Origin of the sequence: Achromobacter sp. (genome assembly GCF_049647645.1) — a bacterium.
GTDB lineage: Bacteria > Pseudomonadota > Gammaproteobacteria > Burkholderiales > Burkholderiaceae_B > Achromobacter.
The window spans coordinates 1-18,362 of the sequence record NZ_JBARYB010000258.1 but is presented as its reverse complement, the minus strand read 5'-3'; the positions used below and the strand labels follow the sequence as shown (position 1 = coordinate 18,362).

The following is an 18,362-nucleotide window of genomic DNA, read 5'->3' as shown; positions in this document are numbered from 1 at the left end:
CCGCGAACCTGGCATGGGTGGCGATGCCCCCCGCGCCCAGCCCGGCCAGCCGGCGCCGGTCGATCCCGGCAGCGATGCCGACGATACCGAAGAACCCGATCCCGCCTGCGAGGTGGTCATCGAGATCAACTTCGCCGAAGCCGTGCGTGGCGCCGACCTGCTGCCCTACATGCAAAGCCTGCGCCACGTCGGCCGCAAGCCCATGCGCGTATTCGCCGAAACCGACCAGCGTCGCCACCGCGCGCGGGTCCACGGCGGCGAATCCTATGCGTCCATGCAACTGGCCGTGCTGCTGGCCAACCGCAGCGGTCCGCTGACCGCCATTGAATGGTCCCAAGCCTGGGCCCGCGCCCAGGACATGGCCGAGCGTTTCGACGCCACCATCGAAGGTCCGGACCAGCAAGCCGTGCTTGAGCAAGGCGCCCGCCTGGACGACACTTGCGCCGCCCTGGATACCCAGGTCGGCCTGACCCTGCTGCTGGGCGCCGCCCAGCCCGCTGCCGAAGTCCTGTCCGTGGCGCGCGACCTCGGCTTCGTCGCCGACGGCAGCCGCCTGGCCTGGCCTGCGGAAAACGGCGTGGCCCGCTTCACGCTGGCGCGCGGCGACGGCGCGGCCTTCGATGCCGGCATGGGTGGAATCGAACGCCTGTACCTGCTGCTGGACGTGCCCTGCAGTCCGGCGGACGCCCGCGCCTTCGGCCGCATGGTCGACGTGGGCCGCGACCTGGCCGCCCGCCTGCGCGCGGATCTGGTCGACGACCAGGGCAAGCCGCTGGCCGATGGTTCGGAAACGGTCATCGATGAACGGCTCCAGGTGCTGTTCGGCCAACTTGAACAAGCGGGCCTGCCCGCCGGCAGCGAGCGCGCACTAAGGGTGTTTGCGTAAATGAACAGCACGTCTGGCGGTGAAAACGCGGCGCAAGCCGCGGCGCGCCTGCGCGCCGAAATCGAACAGCACAACGTCCGCTATTACGTCTACGACGAGCCCTCGATCTCGGATGCCGAGTATGACGGGCTGATGCGCGAACTGCAGGCCCTCGAGGCCGAGCACCCGGAGCTGGTGACGCCGGAGTCGCCTACGCAGCGCGTGGGCGCGGCGCCGGTCTCCGCCTTCGGCAGCGTGCGCCACGTGGTGCCCATGCTGTCCCTGGGCAACGCCTTCGACGAAGAGGACGTGGTGGCTTTCGACCGCCGCGTTACCGACACGCTGCGCGGCGCGGGCCTGCTGGGGCCTGCACAGAAAGCCGACTACTTCTGCGAACTCAAGCTGGACGGCCTGGCGATCAGCCTGCGCTACGAGGATGGCCGCCTGGTGCAGGCCGCCACTCGTGGCGACGGCCAGACGGGCGAGGACGTTACCTCGAACATCCGCACCATCAAGGCGATTCCGCTGCAGCTCAAGGGGACCTTCCCCAAGGTGCTGGAAGTCCGCGGCGAAGTCCTGATGAACCGCGCCGACTTCGAAAAGCTGAACCAAGCCCAGGCCAAGCGCGACGAAAAGGTCTTCGTCAATCCGCGCAATGCCGCCGCAGGCAGCCTGCGCCAGCTGGATCCGCGCATCACCGCCAAGCGGCCGCTGCGCTTCTTCGCCTATGGCTGGGGCGAGGTCCAGGGCCTGGCGGGCGCGCAGGGCGGCCAGTTCGCCGAAGCGTCGGCGGGCGTGGCCGAAGCCTCGCAATTGCCCGAAAAATCTCACGGCGCCATGCTGGACTGGCTGGCCTCGCTGGGCCTGCCGGTCAACGTCAAGCACAACCACCGCGCCAGCGGCGCCGAGGGCCTGATGGCCTTCTACGCCAAGGTCGGCAAGCTGCGGCCCGAGCTGCCCTACGACATCGATGGCGTGGTCTATAAGGTGGATTCGCTGCCCGCGCAGAAGGTGCTGGGCTTCGTGGCGCGCGCGCCGCGCTTCGCGCTGGCGCACAAGTTCGCCGCCGAAGAGGCCACCACCACCTTGCTCGACATCGAGGTGCAGGTGGGCCGCACCGGCGCCATCACGCCGGTCGCGCGCCTGAAACCGGTGTTCGTGGGCGGGGTCACCGTCACCAATGCCACGCTGCATAACGAAGACGAGATCCGCCGCAAGGACGTGCGCATCGGCGACACGGTCATCGTGCGCCGCGCGGGCGACGTGATCCCTGAAGTGCTGGGCCCGGTGCTGGAAAAGCGGCCGGACGACGCCCGCGAATTCGTCATGCCCACGGCTTGTCCGATTTGCGGCTCCGCCATCGAACGCCTGGAAGACGAGACCATCGCGCGCTGCACCGGCGGCCTGTTCTGCGGCGCGCAACGCAAGCAGACGCTCTGGCATGCCGCCAGCCGCAAGGCGCTGGACATCGAAGGCCTGGGCGAGAAACTGGTGGACCAACTGGTCGACAGCGGCCGGGTCAAGACCCTGGCCGACCTATACAGCCTGCGCCCGCTGGAGCTGGTGGGGCTGGACCGGATGGGCCAGAAGTCCGCCGACAACCTGGTCGCCGCCATCGACAAGGCGCGCGCGCCGGGCTTGAACCGCCTGCTGTACGCGCTGGGCATCCGTCACGTGGGCGAGACCACGGCGCGCGACGTGGCGCGCCATTTCGGCAGCATCGACGCCATCATGGACGCCGACGAAGACGCCTTGTCCTCCGTGCCCGATGTGGGCCCGGTGGTGGCGGCCTCGATTCGCCGCTTCTTCGCCGAGCAGCACAACCGCGACGTGATCGAACAGCTCAAGGCGCAGGGCGTGAACCCCGTGGCCGAGGCGGCGCCGCAAGCGACCACCCTGGCTGGCAAGACCTTCGTGCTGACCGGCACGCTGCCCAACTGGACGCGCGAGGAAGCCTCGATGCGCATCCAGGCCGCCGGCGGCAAGGTCAGCGGCTCGGTATCCAAGAAGACGGCCTATCTGGTGGCCGGCGAAGATTCCGGCAGCAAGCTCGTCAAGGCCCAGGAACTGGGCGTGGCGGTGCTGGACGAAGACGCACTGAAAGCCCTGCTGGGAGAGCAGGGCGGCTGAGGCCGCCCGGCCGCCAGTTCAGATCAGATGGTGCTGCGCGGCATCATGTCGCGGATGGCGGCAGCCGCGCGCTGCAAGGCCGGCAGATGCTGCCGCTTCAATTCGTCGGGTTCGCGCGATCCGAGCACCATGCTGACGCTCAGGCCCGCCACGGCCTTGCCTTCGTGGTTATAGAGCGGCACGGCCACGCCCGCAAAACCGTCCACTAATTCGCTGACCGAGATGCAGTAGCCGTCCTCGCGCACCTGCCGGATCAGCTTGCGCAAGGCGCTGCGCGACACCGTCGTGTAAGGCGTCAGGCGCTTCAGGTCCGCGTTTTCCAGATACTCGTCGAGCGCTTCGTCATCCAGCGTGGACAGCAGCGTGCGGCCCAGCGAATGGGCGTAGGCGGGCAGGCGGCTGCCCACCGACAGGTCCAGCTTGAGCAGCTTGGGGCCTTCCTCGCGTGCCAGGAACACAACGTGTTGCCGGTCCAGCACGCCCAGCGAGCAGGTTTCGCCCACGGTCTGCGCGACTTCGCGCATGGTCGCCCGGGTCAGCTTGGGCAGGCTCAGCGAGGCGAAATAGGCGTATCCCAGGTCCATGACCTTGGGCGTGGGCGAGAAATTCCTGCCGTCCAGGCGTACATAGCCCAGCTTTTCCAGGGTCAGCAGGATGCGCCGCGACGCCGCGCGCGTCACGTCCAGCTGTTCGGCGGCTTCCTGCACGGTCACGCTGGCCACGCCCGTAGCGTAGATCTGCAGCAATTGCAGGCCGTTGGCCAGGCTGTCCAGAAACTCCTCTTTCCTTTCTTTCGGTTCCGGCAATGTCGTGTCCATGTATCGGCGGTCTTGTCGTTGGAAGCCCGATTGTAGTTTGACATCCGCGGCAATCTCCATAAAATGCGAATTAGCGAACAATTGTTCGTTAATTAGATGGGTCGGCCAGGGCACCCGCCCGGTACGTCCCGCAACAACGGAGACATGCCATGTGCAGGAGACTATTGAGCGCCTTGGGCGCATGCGCCCTGGCGGCGGGAATGGCGGCCATTTCCGCCGCCAGCGCGGCCGAGGCCTACCCCAGCAAACCCATCCGCTTCGTGGTGCCCGCCGCGGCCGGCGGACCCACTGAAATCGTCACCCGCCTGCTGGCCGAACGCATGACCCAGAGCATGGGCGTGTCGGTCATCGTCGAGGCCAAGCCCGGCGCCGGCGGCAACATCGGCGCGGATGCCGTGGCCAAGTCGGCCCCGGACGGCTACACCATCCTGATGGGCACGATAGGCACCAACGCCATCAACCAGACCCTGTACCAGTCCATGCCGTTCCAGCCGTTGAAGGACTTCGCGGCGGTAACCCAGGTCGTGTCGTATCCGCTGGTCGTGGTGGTCAATCCCAAGCTGCCCATCTACTCAGTGGCGGACTTGATCGCCTACGCCAAAGCCAACCCCGGCAAACTCAACCGCGCCTCGGGCGGCAGCGGCACTTCCATGCACATGTCCGGCGAACTGTTCAACGAGATGGCCGGCGTGCAGATGCAGCACATCCCCTACAAGGGCAGCCTGCCCGCGCTCACCGATGTGATCGGCGGGCAGGCTGACCTGGCCTTCGACAGCCTGGTCATCGCCCAGCCCCTGATCAAGGCCGGCAAACTGCGCGCCATCGCCGTGACCGGTCCGCAGCGTTCGCCGGCCGCGCCCGACGTGCCGACCGTGGCCGAAACCCTGCCGGGCTACGCCATGACGTCGTGGATCGGCGTGTTCGCGCCCGCCGGCACGCCGCGCCCCATCGTCGAACGCCTGCAGCAGGAAATCGCCCGGGCGCTGGCCGATCCCCGCGTGCGTGAGCAATTGCTCTCGCAGGCGGCCGATCCGGTAGCCAGCAAGCCCGACGACTTCGCCCGCTTCACCGCCGACGAAACCGAGAAGTGGGCGCCCGTGGTCAAGGCGTCCGGCGCATCGGTTTCCTGAATTCCCAACGAGGAGTGATACATGCAGTCCATCGATTTTCAGGCGCGCCGCAAGCGCGTTGCTCAACACGCGCGCGAACTCGGCTTTGACGCCTATCTGGGCACCCGCCAGGGCGCGCTGCATTACCTGAGCGGCGCGTTCATGCCCTGGCGCGGCGCCGTGCTGGTCACCGCAGACGGGCATTGCGAGTTCATCTACTGGGCCATGGACGCCTCGCGGGTGCGGGCCGAAGGCCATCAGATGGAGATGTACGAGTTCGAGTTCTCGGACTTTCCGCAGTTGATACGCCAGCGTCTGGAGCACCACGGATTGACGCGGGGCAAGGTCGCGCTGGACCTGTCGCATCCGGGGGCGGCGCAGGTTGCGCCGGGCATGCTGACGGCCGCCGAATACTTCGACCTGACCAGCCACCTGCCCGACATCAGGTTCGAGAACGGTGTGGACGTGATCGACGACGTCATGCTGATCAAGGATGCGGCCGAGATCGAGCGCCTGCGGCATGCGGCGGAGGTGTCGGACTACGGCTTCGAGCAGGGCATGAACGCGGTGCGGGCAGGGGCGACCGAGAACGAGATCGCCGGCGAAATCGAGCGCGCGATCCGGCGCCGCGGCAGCACCTGGTCCTGGGCCGTAACGGGCGGTACCGAAGTCGGCGCGGGTGAGCGCACCGGATTCCTGCGCGGCGTCACGCAGCAGGCGACCGACCGCGCCATCCAGCCGAATGAATTCGTGATTCTGGACCTGCATCCGCTGCTGGATCTCTACATGGCGGATACCGCCTTGCCCGTGTTCCTGGGCAAACCGGACTCGGCGCAGAGCAAGCTGATCGATTGCTGGGAAGAAACCGTGCAGACCATGCTTGCGTCCCTGACGCCCGGCCGCCCGATAGCGGAGTGCGCCAGCCGTGGCATCGCCGTGTTCGAAAAGCATGGCTTGAGCGAGTTCGGCCTGCCCCTGTTCGGCCATGGCCTGGGCACCTGCGCGCGCACCCGGCCCTTCATCAACCTGCGCAGCCGCGACCTGGTGACGCCCGGCATGGTGGTGGCGCTGGGCACGCACCTGTACCGCCCGGGCCTGGGCGGCATGCGGCTGGAGTACCCGGTGTTGATCGGAGAGCACGGCGCCGAGCCGCTGGTGCGCACCGAGGCCCGCGTGCACCGTCTTCCCTGAACCTAGGCAGGAGCCCCACGATGAATGCGATACCCCTGAGCCCGCTGATCGGCGCGGCCGTGCATGACCTGGATCTGGAAACGCTGGACGACGCGGCGTTCGAGGACGTGAACGCGCTGTTCCTGCGCCATCAGTTGCTGGTCTTCAAGAACCAGCGCCTGTCACCCGAAGGCCAGTTGCGCTTCAGCCGCCGACTGGGCGAGCTGGATGTCCACGTGCTGGCCCAGTACAACCACGCTGAGTATCCCGAGATATTCGTGCTGTCCAACGAGGTCAAGAACGGCGTGCCGGCAGGCATCGCCGACGGCGGTTCGTACTGGCATTCGGATTTCGCTTTCCGCGAATGTCCGGCCAAGGCCACCATCCTCAATGCCCAATTGATTCCGCCGGAAGGCGGCAACACCTTGTTCGTCAATATGTACCGGACCTACGAGGAACTGGACGAGACCACCCAAGCCCAGCTGGCGGGCCTGCGGGCAGTGCACCGCTACCGGCGCAAGAGCACCAAGGCCGATGAGGGCACCCAGGTGAAGATGGACGCCAGCCAACTGGCCGGCACGCCGGACGTGGAACACCCCATCGTGCGCACGCACCCAGAGACAGGGCGCAAGGCACTGTACGTGCATCCCGGCATGACCGCCGAGGTATCCGGTTGGGGCGAGGCCGATAGCCAGGAACTGCTGGAGCGCCTGTTCGCGCATTGCACGCAGGAGCAGTACCAGTACGCGCTGCAATGGGAGCCGGGCGACGTCGTCATGTGGGACAACCGCTGCGTGATGCACAAGGCCACCACCCGCGAACTGCCGGCCAATATGCGGCGCACGATCTACCGCACGACGGTCATGGGCGAGCGTCCCGTCTAGGAGCCGCCGTGGCCGCAATCCAGCCCATCGACCATGCCGCTGGCGTGGCGCAGTTCGACTCCCTGCTGCTGGACAGTGGCGAGGCCTTGGCGCCAGCCCGGCTGGCCTGGACCCGCTACGGTCCGCCGCCAGGGCGCGCGCGCGCCGTGGTGTTGCTGCTGCATGGCATATCGGGTAGCCAGCAGGCCTTGAGGACGGACGAGGGGGAGGTCCATCCCGATGCCGGCTGGGCCAGTCCCTGGTTGGGGCCGGGGGCGGCGCTGGACACGCGCGACACCTGCGTGCTGGTGCCTAACGCGCTGGGTTCCTGCTTTGGCAGCAGCGGTCCCGTCGGCGCCGCTGCCAGCGCCTTTCCCGACGTATCGATCGCCGATGGCGTGCGCCTGCAGGGAGAATGGCTGCGCGCGATCGGCGTTGAGCGGCTGGATGCCGTGGTGGGCTATTCCTTTGGCGGCTACCAGGCGTTCCAGTGGGCAGTGGCCGCGCCGCTACCCGTCGGACGGGTGGTGGCGCTGGCCTCGGCGCCGCGCGGCGGCGGCAGCATGGCGGACGCGCAACGCCTGCGCCGGATTGCCGCCGCCATCGCTGCGGGCGATACGGGTGCCTGGAACGAATGGGTCGAGCTGCGCTGCGCGACCTTGCGCCGCTATGGCTATGCCCAGTGGTTGGCTGACGCCGGCGAGTCCGACGTGGAGCCGCGCCTGCGGGCCGAGGCGCAGGCCTGGGCGGCGCGCTTTTCGCCCTGGTCCATGGCGACGCTAAGGGCGTCGGCTTGCCGCTACGACGCGCGCGGCGCGCTGCTGGAATCGGCCACGCCCGTGCACTGGCTGCGTTGCGCGTCGGACGAGCTGTTCGCGCCGGATGATGCGGGCGCCCAGGCGCAGGTCCCTTATCCCGCCACTATCGTTCAGGTCAACGTAGCGGGGCGCTATGGTCACCTGTCGCCGCTGCTGGAAGGCCGTCTCTGGGATGCGCATCTGAGGCAGGCGCTGGCCTAGCAGGCGGGGGGCGCCGGTCCGGCCCCTGAGAAACCCAGGCAAAAAAAAATGCCCGCGAAAGCGGGCATTTTTCATGTGTGCGGCAAGGCTTACTGGATCTTGGCCTTTTCGCGCAGTTCCTTCTGGTAGTCGGCCAGGGTTTGCTGGCGCAGCATTTCTTCCAGCTGCGGGCGCACCTGGTCGAGCGGCGGGAATTCCACCGGACGGGTGTCGTCGACCATGATGATGTGCCAGCCGAACTGGGTCTGCACCGGCTTGTCGACCAGCTCGCCCTTCTTCAACTGCGTCACGGCTTGCGCGAACGGCTGGACGTAGTTGGTCGGGGGCGCCCAACCCAGGTCGCCACCCTTTTCGGCGCTGCCGGGGTCCTTGGAGTTCTTCTTGGCCAGGTCGTTGAACTTGCTCTTGTTGCTCTTGATCTGGGCCAGCAGGTCGTTCGCCGTCTTCTCGTCTTCGACGAGGATGTGGCGGACCTTGTATTCCATCTTGCCGGCCTGTTCCTTCTTGATCTTCTCGTATTCAGCCGTGACCTTGGCATCCGACACCGGGTGCTTGGCCAGGTAGTCGGCCATCAGGGCGCGGACCAGGATGCCTTGGCGGGCCAGTTCGACTTCGGTCTGGACGTCGGCCTGCTTGGCGATGCCGCTGGATTCGGCGGCTTGCACGAAGATCTGGCGGTTGATCATTTCCTGCTTGACCTGTTCGCGCAGTTGCGGCGAATCGGTGGCGCCCTGGCTGACCAGCAGCTTGACGAATTGATCCAGGCTCTTTTGCGGAATGGCCTTGCCGTTGACGGTAGCCACGTTCTGAGCGAAAGCCGGCACGGCGATGACGCAGGCTGCAGCCAGCATGACGATGCGTTTCATGAATATCCTTTTACTTTCTATTTGGGAGCCTGGGCATCTAGCGCAAGCGCATGAATCGGATAGGGGATCAAATCTTGCAAATGATGATACACCAGCCTATGCCGCGCAACGGCCGAGAGCCCCGCAAAGCAAGGCGCTACGATGATCACGCGATAGTGGCCGGCGCCGTTTTTACTGCCTTCGTGGCCGGCATGCAAATGCGAGTCGTCCAGGATGTCCAGGCTGACGGGTTCCAGGACGGCTAGCCGCTCCCGGATCAGGGAAATGCGGTCGGTGGTGTCTGACATGGGGGTATATGTTTAGTTCCGGCGCGGGCTGGGCGCGCCGGCCGGGGAATCGGGCGGCTTCAGGGCTGGCGGGGCGGGGTGTCGGAGGAAGGGGCCTGTTCCTCCGTCTGGATGTGCTTGCCCAGCCAGATCGACTGGCCGATGACGAAGACCACCATCAGGCCCATCAGGCCGAAGGCCTTGAAGCTGACCCACTGCGACTCGGTGAAGTGGCCGGAAAACGCCACGTACAGGTTGAGCGCGCCCGCAATCAGGAAGAAGCCGGCCCAGACCAGGTTCAGCCGTTCCCAGGCAGCGTCAGGCAGCTGGATCTGTTTTTCCATCAGGCGGCGGATCAGGTTGCGGCCGAACAGCAGGCGCGCAAAGACCAGCGCGCCGCCGAACAGCCAGTACAGCACCGTGGGCTTCCACTTGATGAAGACATCGCTGTGCAGCCAGATCGTGGCGCCGCCGAATACCAGGATGACGGTCAGGTTGATCCAGTGCATGGCCTCGGTGGCGCGGCCCGTCGCCTTCAGCCAGACGATCTGCAGCACGGCCGCCGCCATGGCGACGCCCGTGGCGATGAAAATGTCCGTGTACCGATAGGCAATGAAGAACAGGAACAGCGGAAACAGGTCGAACAGGAACTTCTTCATTCAGTCTTCTATGGGTTCAAACGTCATCGACAGGGAATTGATGCAATAGCGCAGTCCGGTGGGCTCGGGGCCGTCGGGGAAGACGTGTCCCAGATGCGAGTCGCAGACGTTGCACAGCACTTCGGTGCGGACCATGCCGTGGGTGATGTCGCGTTCCTCGCGCACCAGTTCCGGATCCAGCGCCTGGAAGTAGCTGGGCCAGCCGCAGCCGGCATCGAATTTGGTGTCGGATGCGAACAGCGCCGTGCCACAGCCCACGCAGCGGTAGATGCCGTGCGTGAACGTATTCCAGTAGCGCCCGGTGAACGCGCGTTCGGTACCCTTTTCACGGGTGACGACGTATTCTTCCGGGGAAAGCTGGGCACGCCATTCGGCGTCGGATTTTCGTACTTTGTCCATATGAGCTCTTGGAGTCCCGATGCCCGAAATGGTTCGGGCATAATCCCGCCCCATGTTAATCGAGTTTGACCAGGCGGTTGTTTCCACGCCCCAGGCGCAAGTGCTGAATGGGGTGAGCCTGACGCTGGCCGAACGCCGCATCGGCATTGTCGGCCCCAATGGCGCCGGCAAGAGCACGCTGGCGCGCCTGATCAACGGCTTGGTCCTGCCTTCCGCCGGCAGCGTGCGGGTGGGCGGGCTGGACACCCGGCGCGACCTGAAGGCGGTGCGCCGCCAGGTCGGTTTCGTATTCCAGAACCCCGAAAACCAGATCGTCTTCCCCATCGTCCGCGAGGACCTGGCGTTCGGCCTGAAGCATCTGGCTCCGGACCGGCAGCAACGCGAAGCCCGCATCGACGCCCAATTGAGCCATCTGGGCGTGGGCCATCTGGCGGACCGGACCAGCCACACCCTGTCCGGCGGCGAACGCCAACTGGTTGCGCTGGCCGCGGTGCTGGTGATGGAGCCGGCGCTGATAGTTTTCGACGAACCCACCACCCAGCTGGACCTGCGCAACCGCAATCGCGTGCGCGACGCCATCGCTGGCTTGCCTCATGACGCCATCGTCGTCAGCCATGACCTGGAGCTGCTGGAGAATTTCGACCGGGTCGTGGTAGTGCGCGACGGCAATATCGCGGCCGATGACAGGCCGGCCGCCGCGCTGCGCTGGTACCGGGAGCACTGCGCATGATGGAGCCGCTGTACGTCGCGGGCGACTCGTTCCTGCACCGGCTGCCGGCGTGGTTGAAGCTGCTGGCGCTGATGGCGGCGGGCGCGGGCCTGTTCCTGTTGCGCGATCCGCACTGGCTGGCGCTGACCTTCCTGGTCGCCGCCGCGCTGGTCTGGTCCACGGGCGTTGCCGCGAGCGCCGTCTGGCGGCAAATCAAGGGCCTGGCCTGGGTGCTGGTGGCCGTGGGCGCGTTCACCGCCTGGTTCCAGGGCGGGATGGAGGCGCTGGCCGTGCTGCTGCGCGTGGCGGCGATGGTGGGGCTGGCCCTGGCCGTCACGCTCGCCACCCGCACGTCCGATCTGATTGCCGTCTGCGAAAAGGCGCTGATGCCGCTTGAACGCATGCGGCTGGTGGATGCCGGCAAGGTCGCGCTGGCCTTGGCGCTGGCCCTGCGCTTCGTGCCCGAGATCTGGCGCAATTTCCAGGAAATTCGCGAAGCGCAGGCGGCCCGCGGGCTGGGCGCCAATCCCGTCGCGCTGATCGTGCCCTTGATCGTGCTGACGCTGAAAAGGGCCCAGGAAGTGTCCGAAGCGATCGATGCGCGCAGTCATTGAGGGCTGCGCGCCCTGTTCCATCTCCCAAAGGGGAAAACCGTGAAATCCAGTAATACCGTGCTGATTGCGCTGTTCGCGGCGCTGATCGTGGTCCTGAGCCTGATCCCGCCGATTCCGCTGCCCGCCATTCCGGTGCCGGTCACGCTGCAGACGCTGGGCGCGATGCTGGCGGGCGCGATGCTGGGGCCTGTCCGCGGCGCGCTGGCCTGCCTGCTGTACCTGGCGCTGGCGGCGGTCGGGCTGCCCGTGCTGCCGGGCGGACGGGGCGGGTTGGGCGCCTTCTTTGGTCCGACGGGCGGCTTCCTCGTCGGCCTGGTCGTGGGCGCCTTCGTGACGGGCTGGCTGGCGCGCAGCCTTGCCGGACGCGCCGCTGGCGGCTGGGCGAAGTTCGCCGGCTATGTGGTCGCATGCGTGGTCGGCGGCATCGCCGTGGTCTACGCCTGCGGCGTGCCCTGGCTGGCCGCGGTGACCAAGATGGGCCTCTCGAAAGCCGCGCTGGCGGTGGCCGTGTTCCTGCCCGGCGACCTCGCCAAGGCCGTGCTTGCCGCCTGGGTGGCGTCGCGGGTTGAACGCGTGTGGCCGATGTTGGGACGTTGAGACGCGTGCCGCGCTCCAAGGGAATCCCCCAACTGACGGTTGCCGAGTTTTTCTAGTACAAGTTCGCCATTAACGAATGCGTTTGCTAAAACACGTTTTTGGTAGCACGTCAGGGATATACCGGAGTTGCGCATCGTCATCTGATACTGTTTTAACCCTATAATATTTTTTTCTGTATAACTTTAACTAGGCTCGCCTAGCCTCGTCCGAGGCGCAAAAGAGCCACCACAGGAGACAAAAATATGCGCAAGCACTTCGGCTTGTCCGCGGCGGCTGCCGCCATTGCCCTGGCCCTCCCGCTATTGGCGAGCGCCCAGGTCAAGGTCGGCGTGACCGTGTCCAGCACCGGTCCCGCCGCGTCGCTGGGTATCCCCGAGCGCAACACCGTGGCCCTCCTGCCCAAGGAAGTGGCCGGCCAGAAGATCGAATGGATCGTCCTGGACGACGCTACCGACACGACCCAAGCCGTCAAGAACTCGCGCAAGCTGGCCACCGATGACAAGGTTGACGTGCTGATCGGCACGTCGGTCACGCCGGGCTCGCTCGCCATGGTCGACGTGGCCGCCGAAGCCAAGGTGCCGATGATCAGCGTGGCCGCCAGCGCCAAGATCGTCGAACCCGTGGACGACAAGCGCCGCTGGGTCTTCAAGACCCCGCAGAATGACGCACTGATGGCCGGCGCCCTGGCTGACGCCATGGCCAAGTCCAAGGTCAAGACCCTGGGCTTCATCGGCTTTGCCGACGCCTACGGCGACGGCTGGCTCGACGTGATGCAAAAGGCCGCCAAGGCCAAGGGCATCGAAATCGTCGCCATCGAGAAATACAGCCGCACCGACACCAGCGTCACGGGCCAGGTGCTCAAGCTGGTCGGCGCCAAGCCCGACGCCATCCTGATCGCCGGCGCCGGCACCCCGTCGGCCCTGCCGCAGAAGGAACTGAAGGCCCGCAACTACGGCGGCACCATCTACCAGACGCACGGCGCCGCCAACAACGACGTGCTGCGCGTTTGCGGCAAGGACTGCGACGGCATGCTGCTGCCTGCCGGCCCGCTGCTGGTCGCGGCCCAACTGCCGGACAGCAATCAGGTCAAGAAGTCGGCCCTGGCCTACGTGGAAGCCTACGAAAAGGCCAACGGCGCCGGTTCCACCAACACGTTCGGCGGCCACATGTGGGACGCCGGCCAGCTGGTCGTGGCCGCGCTGCCCGTGGCGCTGAAGTCGGGCGCCAAGCCCGGCACGCCGGAGTTCCGCGCTGCCATGCGCGACGCCCTGGAAGGCGTGAAGGACCTGGCCGCCTCGCAAGGCGTGTTCAACATGTCGCCGACGGACCACGCCGGCTTTGACGAGCGCTCGCGCGTGATGGTCAAGGTGGAAGGCGGCAAGTGGGTCTACCAGCCCGGCCTGTAATCCCCCAGGATCGCCCGATCCAAGGGTGCGCAAAGCGCGGCGGCGCCCGCCGCGCGGCACCCCAGCAATGCTTCGCACCGGCCTTTCCGGCCGGTGTGTCGTATCAGTGTCCCGGGTGCGGCCGGAACACCAGAATAAATAAGGTTGTTAGATGGATTCCACAATTGCGCTGATCCTGCTGCAAGACGGTGTCGTCAACGGCGCCATCTATGCCCTCCTGGGCATGGCTCTGGTGCTGGTATTCGCCGTCACGCGCGTCATTTTCATTCCCCAGGGCGAGTTCGTGGCGTTCGGCGCCCTGACCCTGGCCATGCTGGTGGACGGCAAAGTGCCGGGTACCGCCTATCTCCTGCCGCTGCTGGGCGTCGTCTGCCTGGCGCTTGAGCTGCTGCGCGCGCTGCGCACCCGCAGCGCCGCCGGGCTGCCCAAGGCCATAGCCACCTGTGTGGTTCTGCCGTTGGCGCTGCTCTGGCTGACCGTGACCTATACCGCGCCCGGCAATTCGCTGTGGCTGAACATGCTGCTGACGCTGCTGCTGGTGATCCCGATGGGTCCGATGGTTTATCGCATCGTCTATCAGCCCTTGGCCGAAGCCACCGTGCTGGTGCTGCTGATCGTTTCCGTGGCCGTGCACTTCGCGCTCACCGGGCTGGCGTTGGTGTTCTTCGGCGCCGAAGGCTGGCGCACTCCCGCCTTCGTCAGCGGGCAGATCGACCTGGGCTTCATGACCTGGTCCGCGCAAAGCCTGTTCGTGGTGGCGACCTGCGCCATTCTGATCATCGGCCTGTGGCTGTTCTTCGGCAAGACGCTGTATGGCCGCGCGCTGCGCGCCACGGCGGTCAACCGCCGCGGCGCCCGCCTGGTCGGCATCAGCACCACCATGTCCGGCAGCCTGACCTTCACGCTGGCCGTCGCCATCGGCGCCATGTCCGGCATGCTGATAGCGCCCATCACCACGGTGTACTACGACACCGGCTTCCTGATCGGCCTGAAGGGCTTCGTCGGCGCCATCATCGGCGGCCTGGCCAGCTACCCGGTGGCCGCCGCGGGCTCGCTGCTGGTGGGCGTGCTGGAATCCTTCTCGTCCTTCTGGGCCAGCGCCTACAAGGAAGTGATTGTCTTCACCCTGATTATCCCGGTTCTGGTGTGGCGTTCGTTCAGCACCCATCACGTGGACGAAGAGGAATAAACGTCATGAACCGCATTTTGCTCGTCCTCTTCCTCGTCGTCCTGGCGGGTCTGCCGATGGTGTCGGCCACGCCCGAATTCTGGGTGACGCAGCTCAACTACATCGGGCTGGCCAGCCTGGTGGTGCTGGGCCTGGTGCTCCTGACCGGCGTGGGCGGCCTGACCTCGTTCGGCCAGGCCGCGTTCGTGGGCCTGGGCGCCTACACCACTGCCTTCCTGACCACGCAATACGATGTTTCGCCCTGGCTGGCGCTGCCGGCCGGGCTGGTCCTGACGGCCGTCGTGGCCTACCTGCTGGGCGCCATCACCCTGCGCCTGTCGGGCCATTACCTGCCGCTGGGCACCATCGCCTGGGGCCTGTCGCTGTACTTCCTGTTCGGCAACATCGATTGGCTGGGCAAGCATGACGGCATCGCCGGCATCGAGCCCATCAGCATCTTCGGCATGTCGCTGGCCAGCGGCCGCCACATCTATTACCTGATTTGGGTGTTCGTGCTGCTGGCGCTGTGGGCGACCCGCAACCTGCTGAACTCGCGTCCTGGCCGCGCCATCCGCGCGCTCAAGAGCGGCGCCGGCATGGCCGAGTCCATGGGCGTGAATACCGCTGCCTACAAGGTCGTGATCTTCGTCTGGGCGGCATTGCTGGCCTGCGTGTCCGGCTGGCTTTATGCGCACATGCAGCGCGCCGTCAGCCCCAGCCCCTTCGGCATCAACTACGGCATCGAGTACCTGTTCATGGCGGTGGTCGGCGGCGCTGGCTACGTCTGGGGCGCCTTGCTGGGCTCCAGCGTCATCCTGGTGCTGAAGGACCAGTTGCAGAACCTGTTGCCCAAGCTGCTGGACACCAACGCCAACTTCGAGATGATTGTCTTCGGCGTGCTGCTGATCCTGATGCTGCAATACGCCCGCAACGGCCTGTGGCCGATCCTGGCGGGCTGGTGGGGCAGCATCACTGGCGCCGACGGTTCGCGCCGCAACCTGGCGCCGCCCGCGCCCGCCCCGGCCCTGCCGACGCGCGCGCGTCCGCAAGCCGGCCAGGTGGTGCTCGAAGTCGATGCCATCCGCAAGGAATTCGGCGGCCTGGTCGCCGTCAACGATATCTCCTTCAAGGTCGCCTCCGGCGAGATCATGGGCTTGATCGGCCCGAACGGCGCCGGCAAGAGCACGACCTTCAACCTGATCAGCGGCGTGCTGCCGGTGACGCGCGGCAAGGTCACCTTCATGGGCCAGCGCATCGATAGCCGTTCGGCGCGCGAGATCGCCAAGCTGGGCGTCGGCCGCACCTTCCAGCACGTGCAGCTGCTGCCCGGCATGACCGTGCTGGAGAACGTGGCGCTGGGCGCGCACCTGCGCTCGGACGTCGGCGTGCTGGCGGGCGCGCTGCATTCGGACCGCGCCCGCGAGGCGCAGTTGCTGCACGAGGCCGCCGAGCAGATCAAGCGCGTCGGCCTGGGCGAGTACCTGTACGAGCAGGCGGGCAACCTGGCGCTGGGCCAGCAACGCATCCTGGAAATCGCGCGCGCCCTGGCCGCCGATCCGGTGCTGCTGCTGCTGGACGAACCCGCCGCCGGCCTGCGCTACAAGGAAAAGCAGGACCTGGCGCGCGTGCTGGAACAGTTGCGCGCCGAGGGCATGAGCATTCTGCTCGTCGAACACGATATGGATTTTGTGATGCGTCTGACCAACCACCTCGTGGTGATGGATTTCGGCACCAAGCTGGCGGAAGGCGTGCCGGCCGACGTGCAAAAGAACCCGGCGGTGCTGGAAGCCTACCTGGGCGGCATCGATGATGACCTGCCCGAAGCGGACCAGGCCAAGCCCGTGTCGGCAGGAGGCGTGTGATGAGCGCTCCCGTACTCGAAGTCAGCAACCTGTCCGCCCGCTACGGCAAGGTGGGCGCGCTGGTGGGCGCCTCGCTCACCGTGCCCGCCGGCAGCATCGTCACGGTGATCGGCGCCAACGGCGCCGGCAAGTCCACCATGCTGAACGCCATGATGGGCTCCTTGCCGCAGACCGGCCACGCGGCCGGCACCGTGCAGTACGCGGGCACCGACGTGTCGGGCTGGCAGGTCGAACGCCGCGTCGCGGCCGGCATGTCGCTGGTGCCCGAACGTCGCGAACTGTTCGGCACCATGTCGGTGGAAGACAACCTGCTGCTGGGCGGGTTCCGCCGCTACCGCGCCCGCGAAAGCGGCTGGCGCGACACGCTGAATGAAGTGTTCGACCTGTTCCCGCGGCTGCGTGAGCGCCGTGCGCAGCAGGCCGGCACGCTGTCGGGCGGCGAACGCCAGATGCTGGCCGTCGGCCGCGCGCTGATGGCCAAGCCCAACCTGCTGATGCTCGACGAGCCCAGCCTGGGCCTGGCGCCGCGCATCGTGCGCGAGATCTTCCACATCATCGCGCGCTTGCGCGAAACCGGCGTGGCTATCCTGCTGGTCGAACAGAACGCACGCGCGGCGCTGCAAGTGGCCGACTACGGATACGTGCTGGAAACCGGCGAGGTCATTTTGCACGGTCCGGCGCGCGAGCTGGCCGGCGACCCCAAGGTCATCGAAAGCTATCTGGGCCTGGGCAAGGGCGGCGAACAAGGCTGACCGACCCCGAGCGCCTGAAGGGCCGGACACCGCAGGGTGTCCGGCCTTTTTTATCGTTCGAAGACTTCGACCACCCGGAAGCGTTCGCACGCCAGCATCATGTCCGGCGCATAGCCGCCGTTACGGTCAAAGTAGGCGATGTGCGCGTCGCGCCACGTCTCGTAAGGACCTTCGCCTTCGGCCAGCGCGAATGCTTCGTCGACCTGGTCGAAGCGCTGGATCAGCACGCTGAGCGTCTCGATGACGCAGGCGGGGCGGCCCAGTCCGTCCAGCACCACGTCGCGCCGGCCGGCCTCGGGTACGGGTTCCTGTTGATTGAAGTCGCGCAGCGCGCCGCAGGTGGCCGTCTTGGTGCCGGCCAGCACCAACGCCAGCAATTCGTCGGCCAGTTCGGGCGAATCGCCGAACTGGAAAGTCACGGCGTCTTCATAGGGGGCGGGCGGTTTCATGCCAGCGGTGTCCATTGCAGTATCAGCTCCTGTCCCATCGCGGGATCGGAAGTGGAGGGGGCGCCGGTTTCGATGCGTCCGGCCAGGCGGCGGGTGTAAGTGGGATCGGCAGCGTCCAGCACGGTCAGATCGTACCAGCCCGCGCTGCGGCTCATGTCCCAGGACAGGCTGAGGATCTCGCCGGGCGCGAGCGCGGTGTTGTCCAGGCGCGGATAGCCATAGGCGTTGGCTTCTACTCGGAACGAACGGGCCTGCGTGGCGGGATTGCGCAGCGTCAGCCGCAACGACGCGCCCGGCCCCTGGTAATCGGCCGTCACTTCGAGCGGCGGCGGGCCGGCGCGGCCCGTGCAATGCCGGTGGAAGCCGTTGGGACCCAACACCCACAGATCGTAGCGGCCCTCGTCGGCGGCGGTCTGCCATGCGCCTTCGAGCTGCTTGCCGGCTTCCACGGTGTAGCGGCGGGGGCCGCGCTCCAGATGCAGCCGGTCGTACACATGCAGCACGGCGCCAGCGGTGCCTGCGTTTTCGAAACGCAGCATGACGCTTGCGCCGTCCACGCGAGCGTGCACTTGCAGCGCGTAGGGCAGCGGCCGCGACGGGCGCGTGCCGGGCTGCTGCCGCGCCAGTGCAGGCTGCAGCGG

At 66.7% G+C, this 18,362-nt stretch carries 20 protein-coding genes; 13 read left to right on the top strand and 7 right to left on the bottom strand.

Features of this window, described 5'->3' with window-relative positions; genetic code table 11:
* On the top strand, positions 1–886 hold an 886-nt coding region (locus tag WBB14_RS29300; RefSeq protein WP_424242863.1), incomplete at its 5' end, for a cell division protein ZipA C-terminal FtsZ-binding domain-containing protein.
* Entirely contained in the window at positions 887–2,995 is a 2,109-nt protein-coding gene (ligA, locus tag WBB14_RS29295; RefSeq protein WP_424242862.1) for an NAD-dependent DNA ligase LigA, read from the top strand.
* 23 nt (positions 2,996–3,018) lie between these two features.
* Here ligA and WBB14_RS29290 read toward each other — a convergent pair whose 3' ends face one another.
* Positions 3,019–3,813, bottom strand: a complete 795-nt coding sequence (locus tag WBB14_RS29290) for an IclR family transcriptional regulator domain-containing protein (RefSeq protein ID WP_424242861.1) — start codon at positions 3,811–3,813, stop codon at positions 3,019–3,021.
* Positions 3,814–3,962: 149 nt separating this feature from the next.
* Here WBB14_RS29290 and WBB14_RS29285 point away from each other — a divergent pair, with 149 nt between their 5' ends.
* Genes WBB14_RS29285 through WBB14_RS29270 form a run of 4 tightly spaced genes read left to right on the top strand, consistent with a single transcriptional unit; the run spans position 3,963 to position 7,974 of the window.
* Positions 3,963–4,943: a tripartite tricarboxylate transporter substrate binding protein gene (locus WBB14_RS29285; RefSeq protein ID WP_424242860.1), complete on the top strand. Its 981-nt coding sequence runs from the start codon at positions 3,963–3,965 to the stop codon at positions 4,941–4,943.
* Between the two features lie 21 nt (positions 4,944–4,964).
* A complete protein-coding gene (locus WBB14_RS29280; protein ID WP_424242859.1) occupies positions 4,965–6,113 on the top strand; it encodes a M24 family metallopeptidase in 1,149 nt (382 codons plus the stop codon).
* 20 nt (positions 6,114–6,133) lie between these two features.
* Positions 6,134–6,976 carry a TauD/TfdA dioxygenase family protein gene (locus tag WBB14_RS29275; RefSeq protein ID WP_424242858.1) on the top strand — a complete coding sequence of 281 codons (843 nt, stop codon included), beginning with the start codon at positions 6,134–6,136 and terminating at the stop codon, positions 6,974–6,976.
* Positions 6,977–6,984: 8 nt separating this feature from the next.
* Positions 6,985–7,974, top strand: a complete 990-nt coding sequence (locus WBB14_RS29270) for an alpha/beta fold hydrolase (protein ID WP_424242857.1) — start codon at positions 6,985–6,987, stop codon at positions 7,972–7,974.
* An 89-nt stretch (positions 7,975–8,063) separates the two neighbouring features.
* On the opposite strand, the gene WBB14_RS29265 is transcribed toward WBB14_RS29270, so the two are convergent.
* Genes WBB14_RS29265 through msrB form a run of 4 tightly spaced genes read right to left on the bottom strand, consistent with a single transcriptional unit; the run spans position 8,064 to position 10,164 of the window.
* Complete coding sequence (locus tag WBB14_RS29265; protein ID WP_173143485.1) at positions 8,064–8,840, bottom strand: peptidylprolyl isomerase; 777 nt, start codon at positions 8,838–8,840, stop codon at positions 8,064–8,066.
* A 17-nt stretch (positions 8,841–8,857) separates the two neighbouring features.
* Positions 8,858–9,127 (bottom strand): BolA family protein, encoded by a 270-nt coding sequence (locus tag WBB14_RS29260; protein WP_013392175.1) that lies wholly within the window; start codon positions 9,125–9,127, stop codon positions 8,858–8,860.
* Between the two features lie 59 nt (positions 9,128–9,186).
* The gene (locus tag WBB14_RS29255; protein WP_054450536.1) at positions 9,187–9,765 is read right to left on the bottom strand and encodes a septation protein A; all 579 of its coding nucleotides are present in this window, start codon (positions 9,763–9,765) and stop codon (positions 9,187–9,189) included.
* Positions 9,766–10,164, bottom strand: a complete 399-nt coding sequence (msrB, locus tag WBB14_RS29250; protein ID WP_424242856.1) for a peptide-methionine (R)-S-oxide reductase MsrB — start codon at positions 10,162–10,164, stop codon at positions 9,766–9,768.
* 52 nt (positions 10,165–10,216) lie between these two features.
* Between msrB and WBB14_RS29245 the strand changes: the two genes are divergently transcribed.
* The 7 genes from WBB14_RS29245 to WBB14_RS29215 all read left to right on the top strand — a co-directional run bounded on the left by WBB14_RS29245 (position 10,217) and on the right by WBB14_RS29215 (position 17,272).
* Entirely contained in the window at positions 10,217–10,894 is a 678-nt protein-coding gene (locus WBB14_RS29245) for an energy-coupling factor ABC transporter ATP-binding protein (RefSeq protein WP_424242855.1), read from the top strand.
* Positions 10,891–11,487 (top strand): energy-coupling factor transporter transmembrane component T family protein, encoded by a 597-nt coding sequence (locus tag WBB14_RS29240; protein ID WP_424242854.1) that lies wholly within the window; start codon positions 10,891–10,893, stop codon positions 11,485–11,487. The genes WBB14_RS29245 and WBB14_RS29240 overlap by 4 nt, the downstream gene beginning before the upstream one ends.
* Before the next feature lie 39 nt (positions 11,488–11,526).
* Positions 11,527–12,084 carry a biotin transporter BioY gene (locus WBB14_RS29235; protein ID WP_424242853.1) on the top strand — a complete coding sequence of 186 codons (558 nt, stop codon included), beginning with the start codon at positions 11,527–11,529 and terminating at the stop codon, positions 12,082–12,084.
* 242 nt (positions 12,085–12,326) lie between these two features.
* Positions 12,327–13,490, top strand: a complete 1,164-nt coding sequence (locus WBB14_RS29230; protein WP_013392181.1) for an ABC transporter substrate-binding protein — start codon at positions 12,327–12,329, stop codon at positions 13,488–13,490.
* 151 nt (positions 13,491–13,641) lie between these two features.
* The gene (locus WBB14_RS29225) at positions 13,642–14,679 is read left to right on the top strand and encodes a branched-chain amino acid ABC transporter permease (RefSeq protein ID WP_424242852.1); all 1,038 of its coding nucleotides are present in this window, start codon (positions 13,642–13,644) and stop codon (positions 14,677–14,679) included.
* Between the two features lie 5 nt (positions 14,680–14,684).
* Positions 14,685–16,520 (top strand): ABC transporter permease subunit, encoded by a 1,836-nt coding sequence (locus WBB14_RS29220; protein WP_424242851.1) that lies wholly within the window; start codon positions 14,685–14,687, stop codon positions 16,518–16,520.
* Complete coding sequence (locus WBB14_RS29215) at positions 16,520–17,272, top strand: ABC transporter ATP-binding protein (protein ID WP_424242850.1); 753 nt, start codon at positions 16,520–16,522, stop codon at positions 17,270–17,272. Before WBB14_RS29220 ends, WBB14_RS29215 begins: the two co-directional genes overlap by 1 nt.
* Positions 17,273–17,322: 50 nt before the next feature.
* On the opposite strand, the gene WBB14_RS29210 is transcribed toward WBB14_RS29215, so the two are convergent.
* Positions 17,323–17,721: an ASCH domain-containing protein gene (locus WBB14_RS29210; RefSeq protein WP_424242849.1), complete on the bottom strand. Its 399-nt coding sequence runs from the start codon at positions 17,719–17,721 to the stop codon at positions 17,323–17,325.
* Positions 17,718–18,362: phospholipase domain-containing protein (locus tag WBB14_RS29205; protein WP_424242848.1), on the bottom strand; the 645-nt coding region annotated here is incomplete at its 5' end. The genes WBB14_RS29205 and WBB14_RS29210, both read right to left, overlap by 4 nt.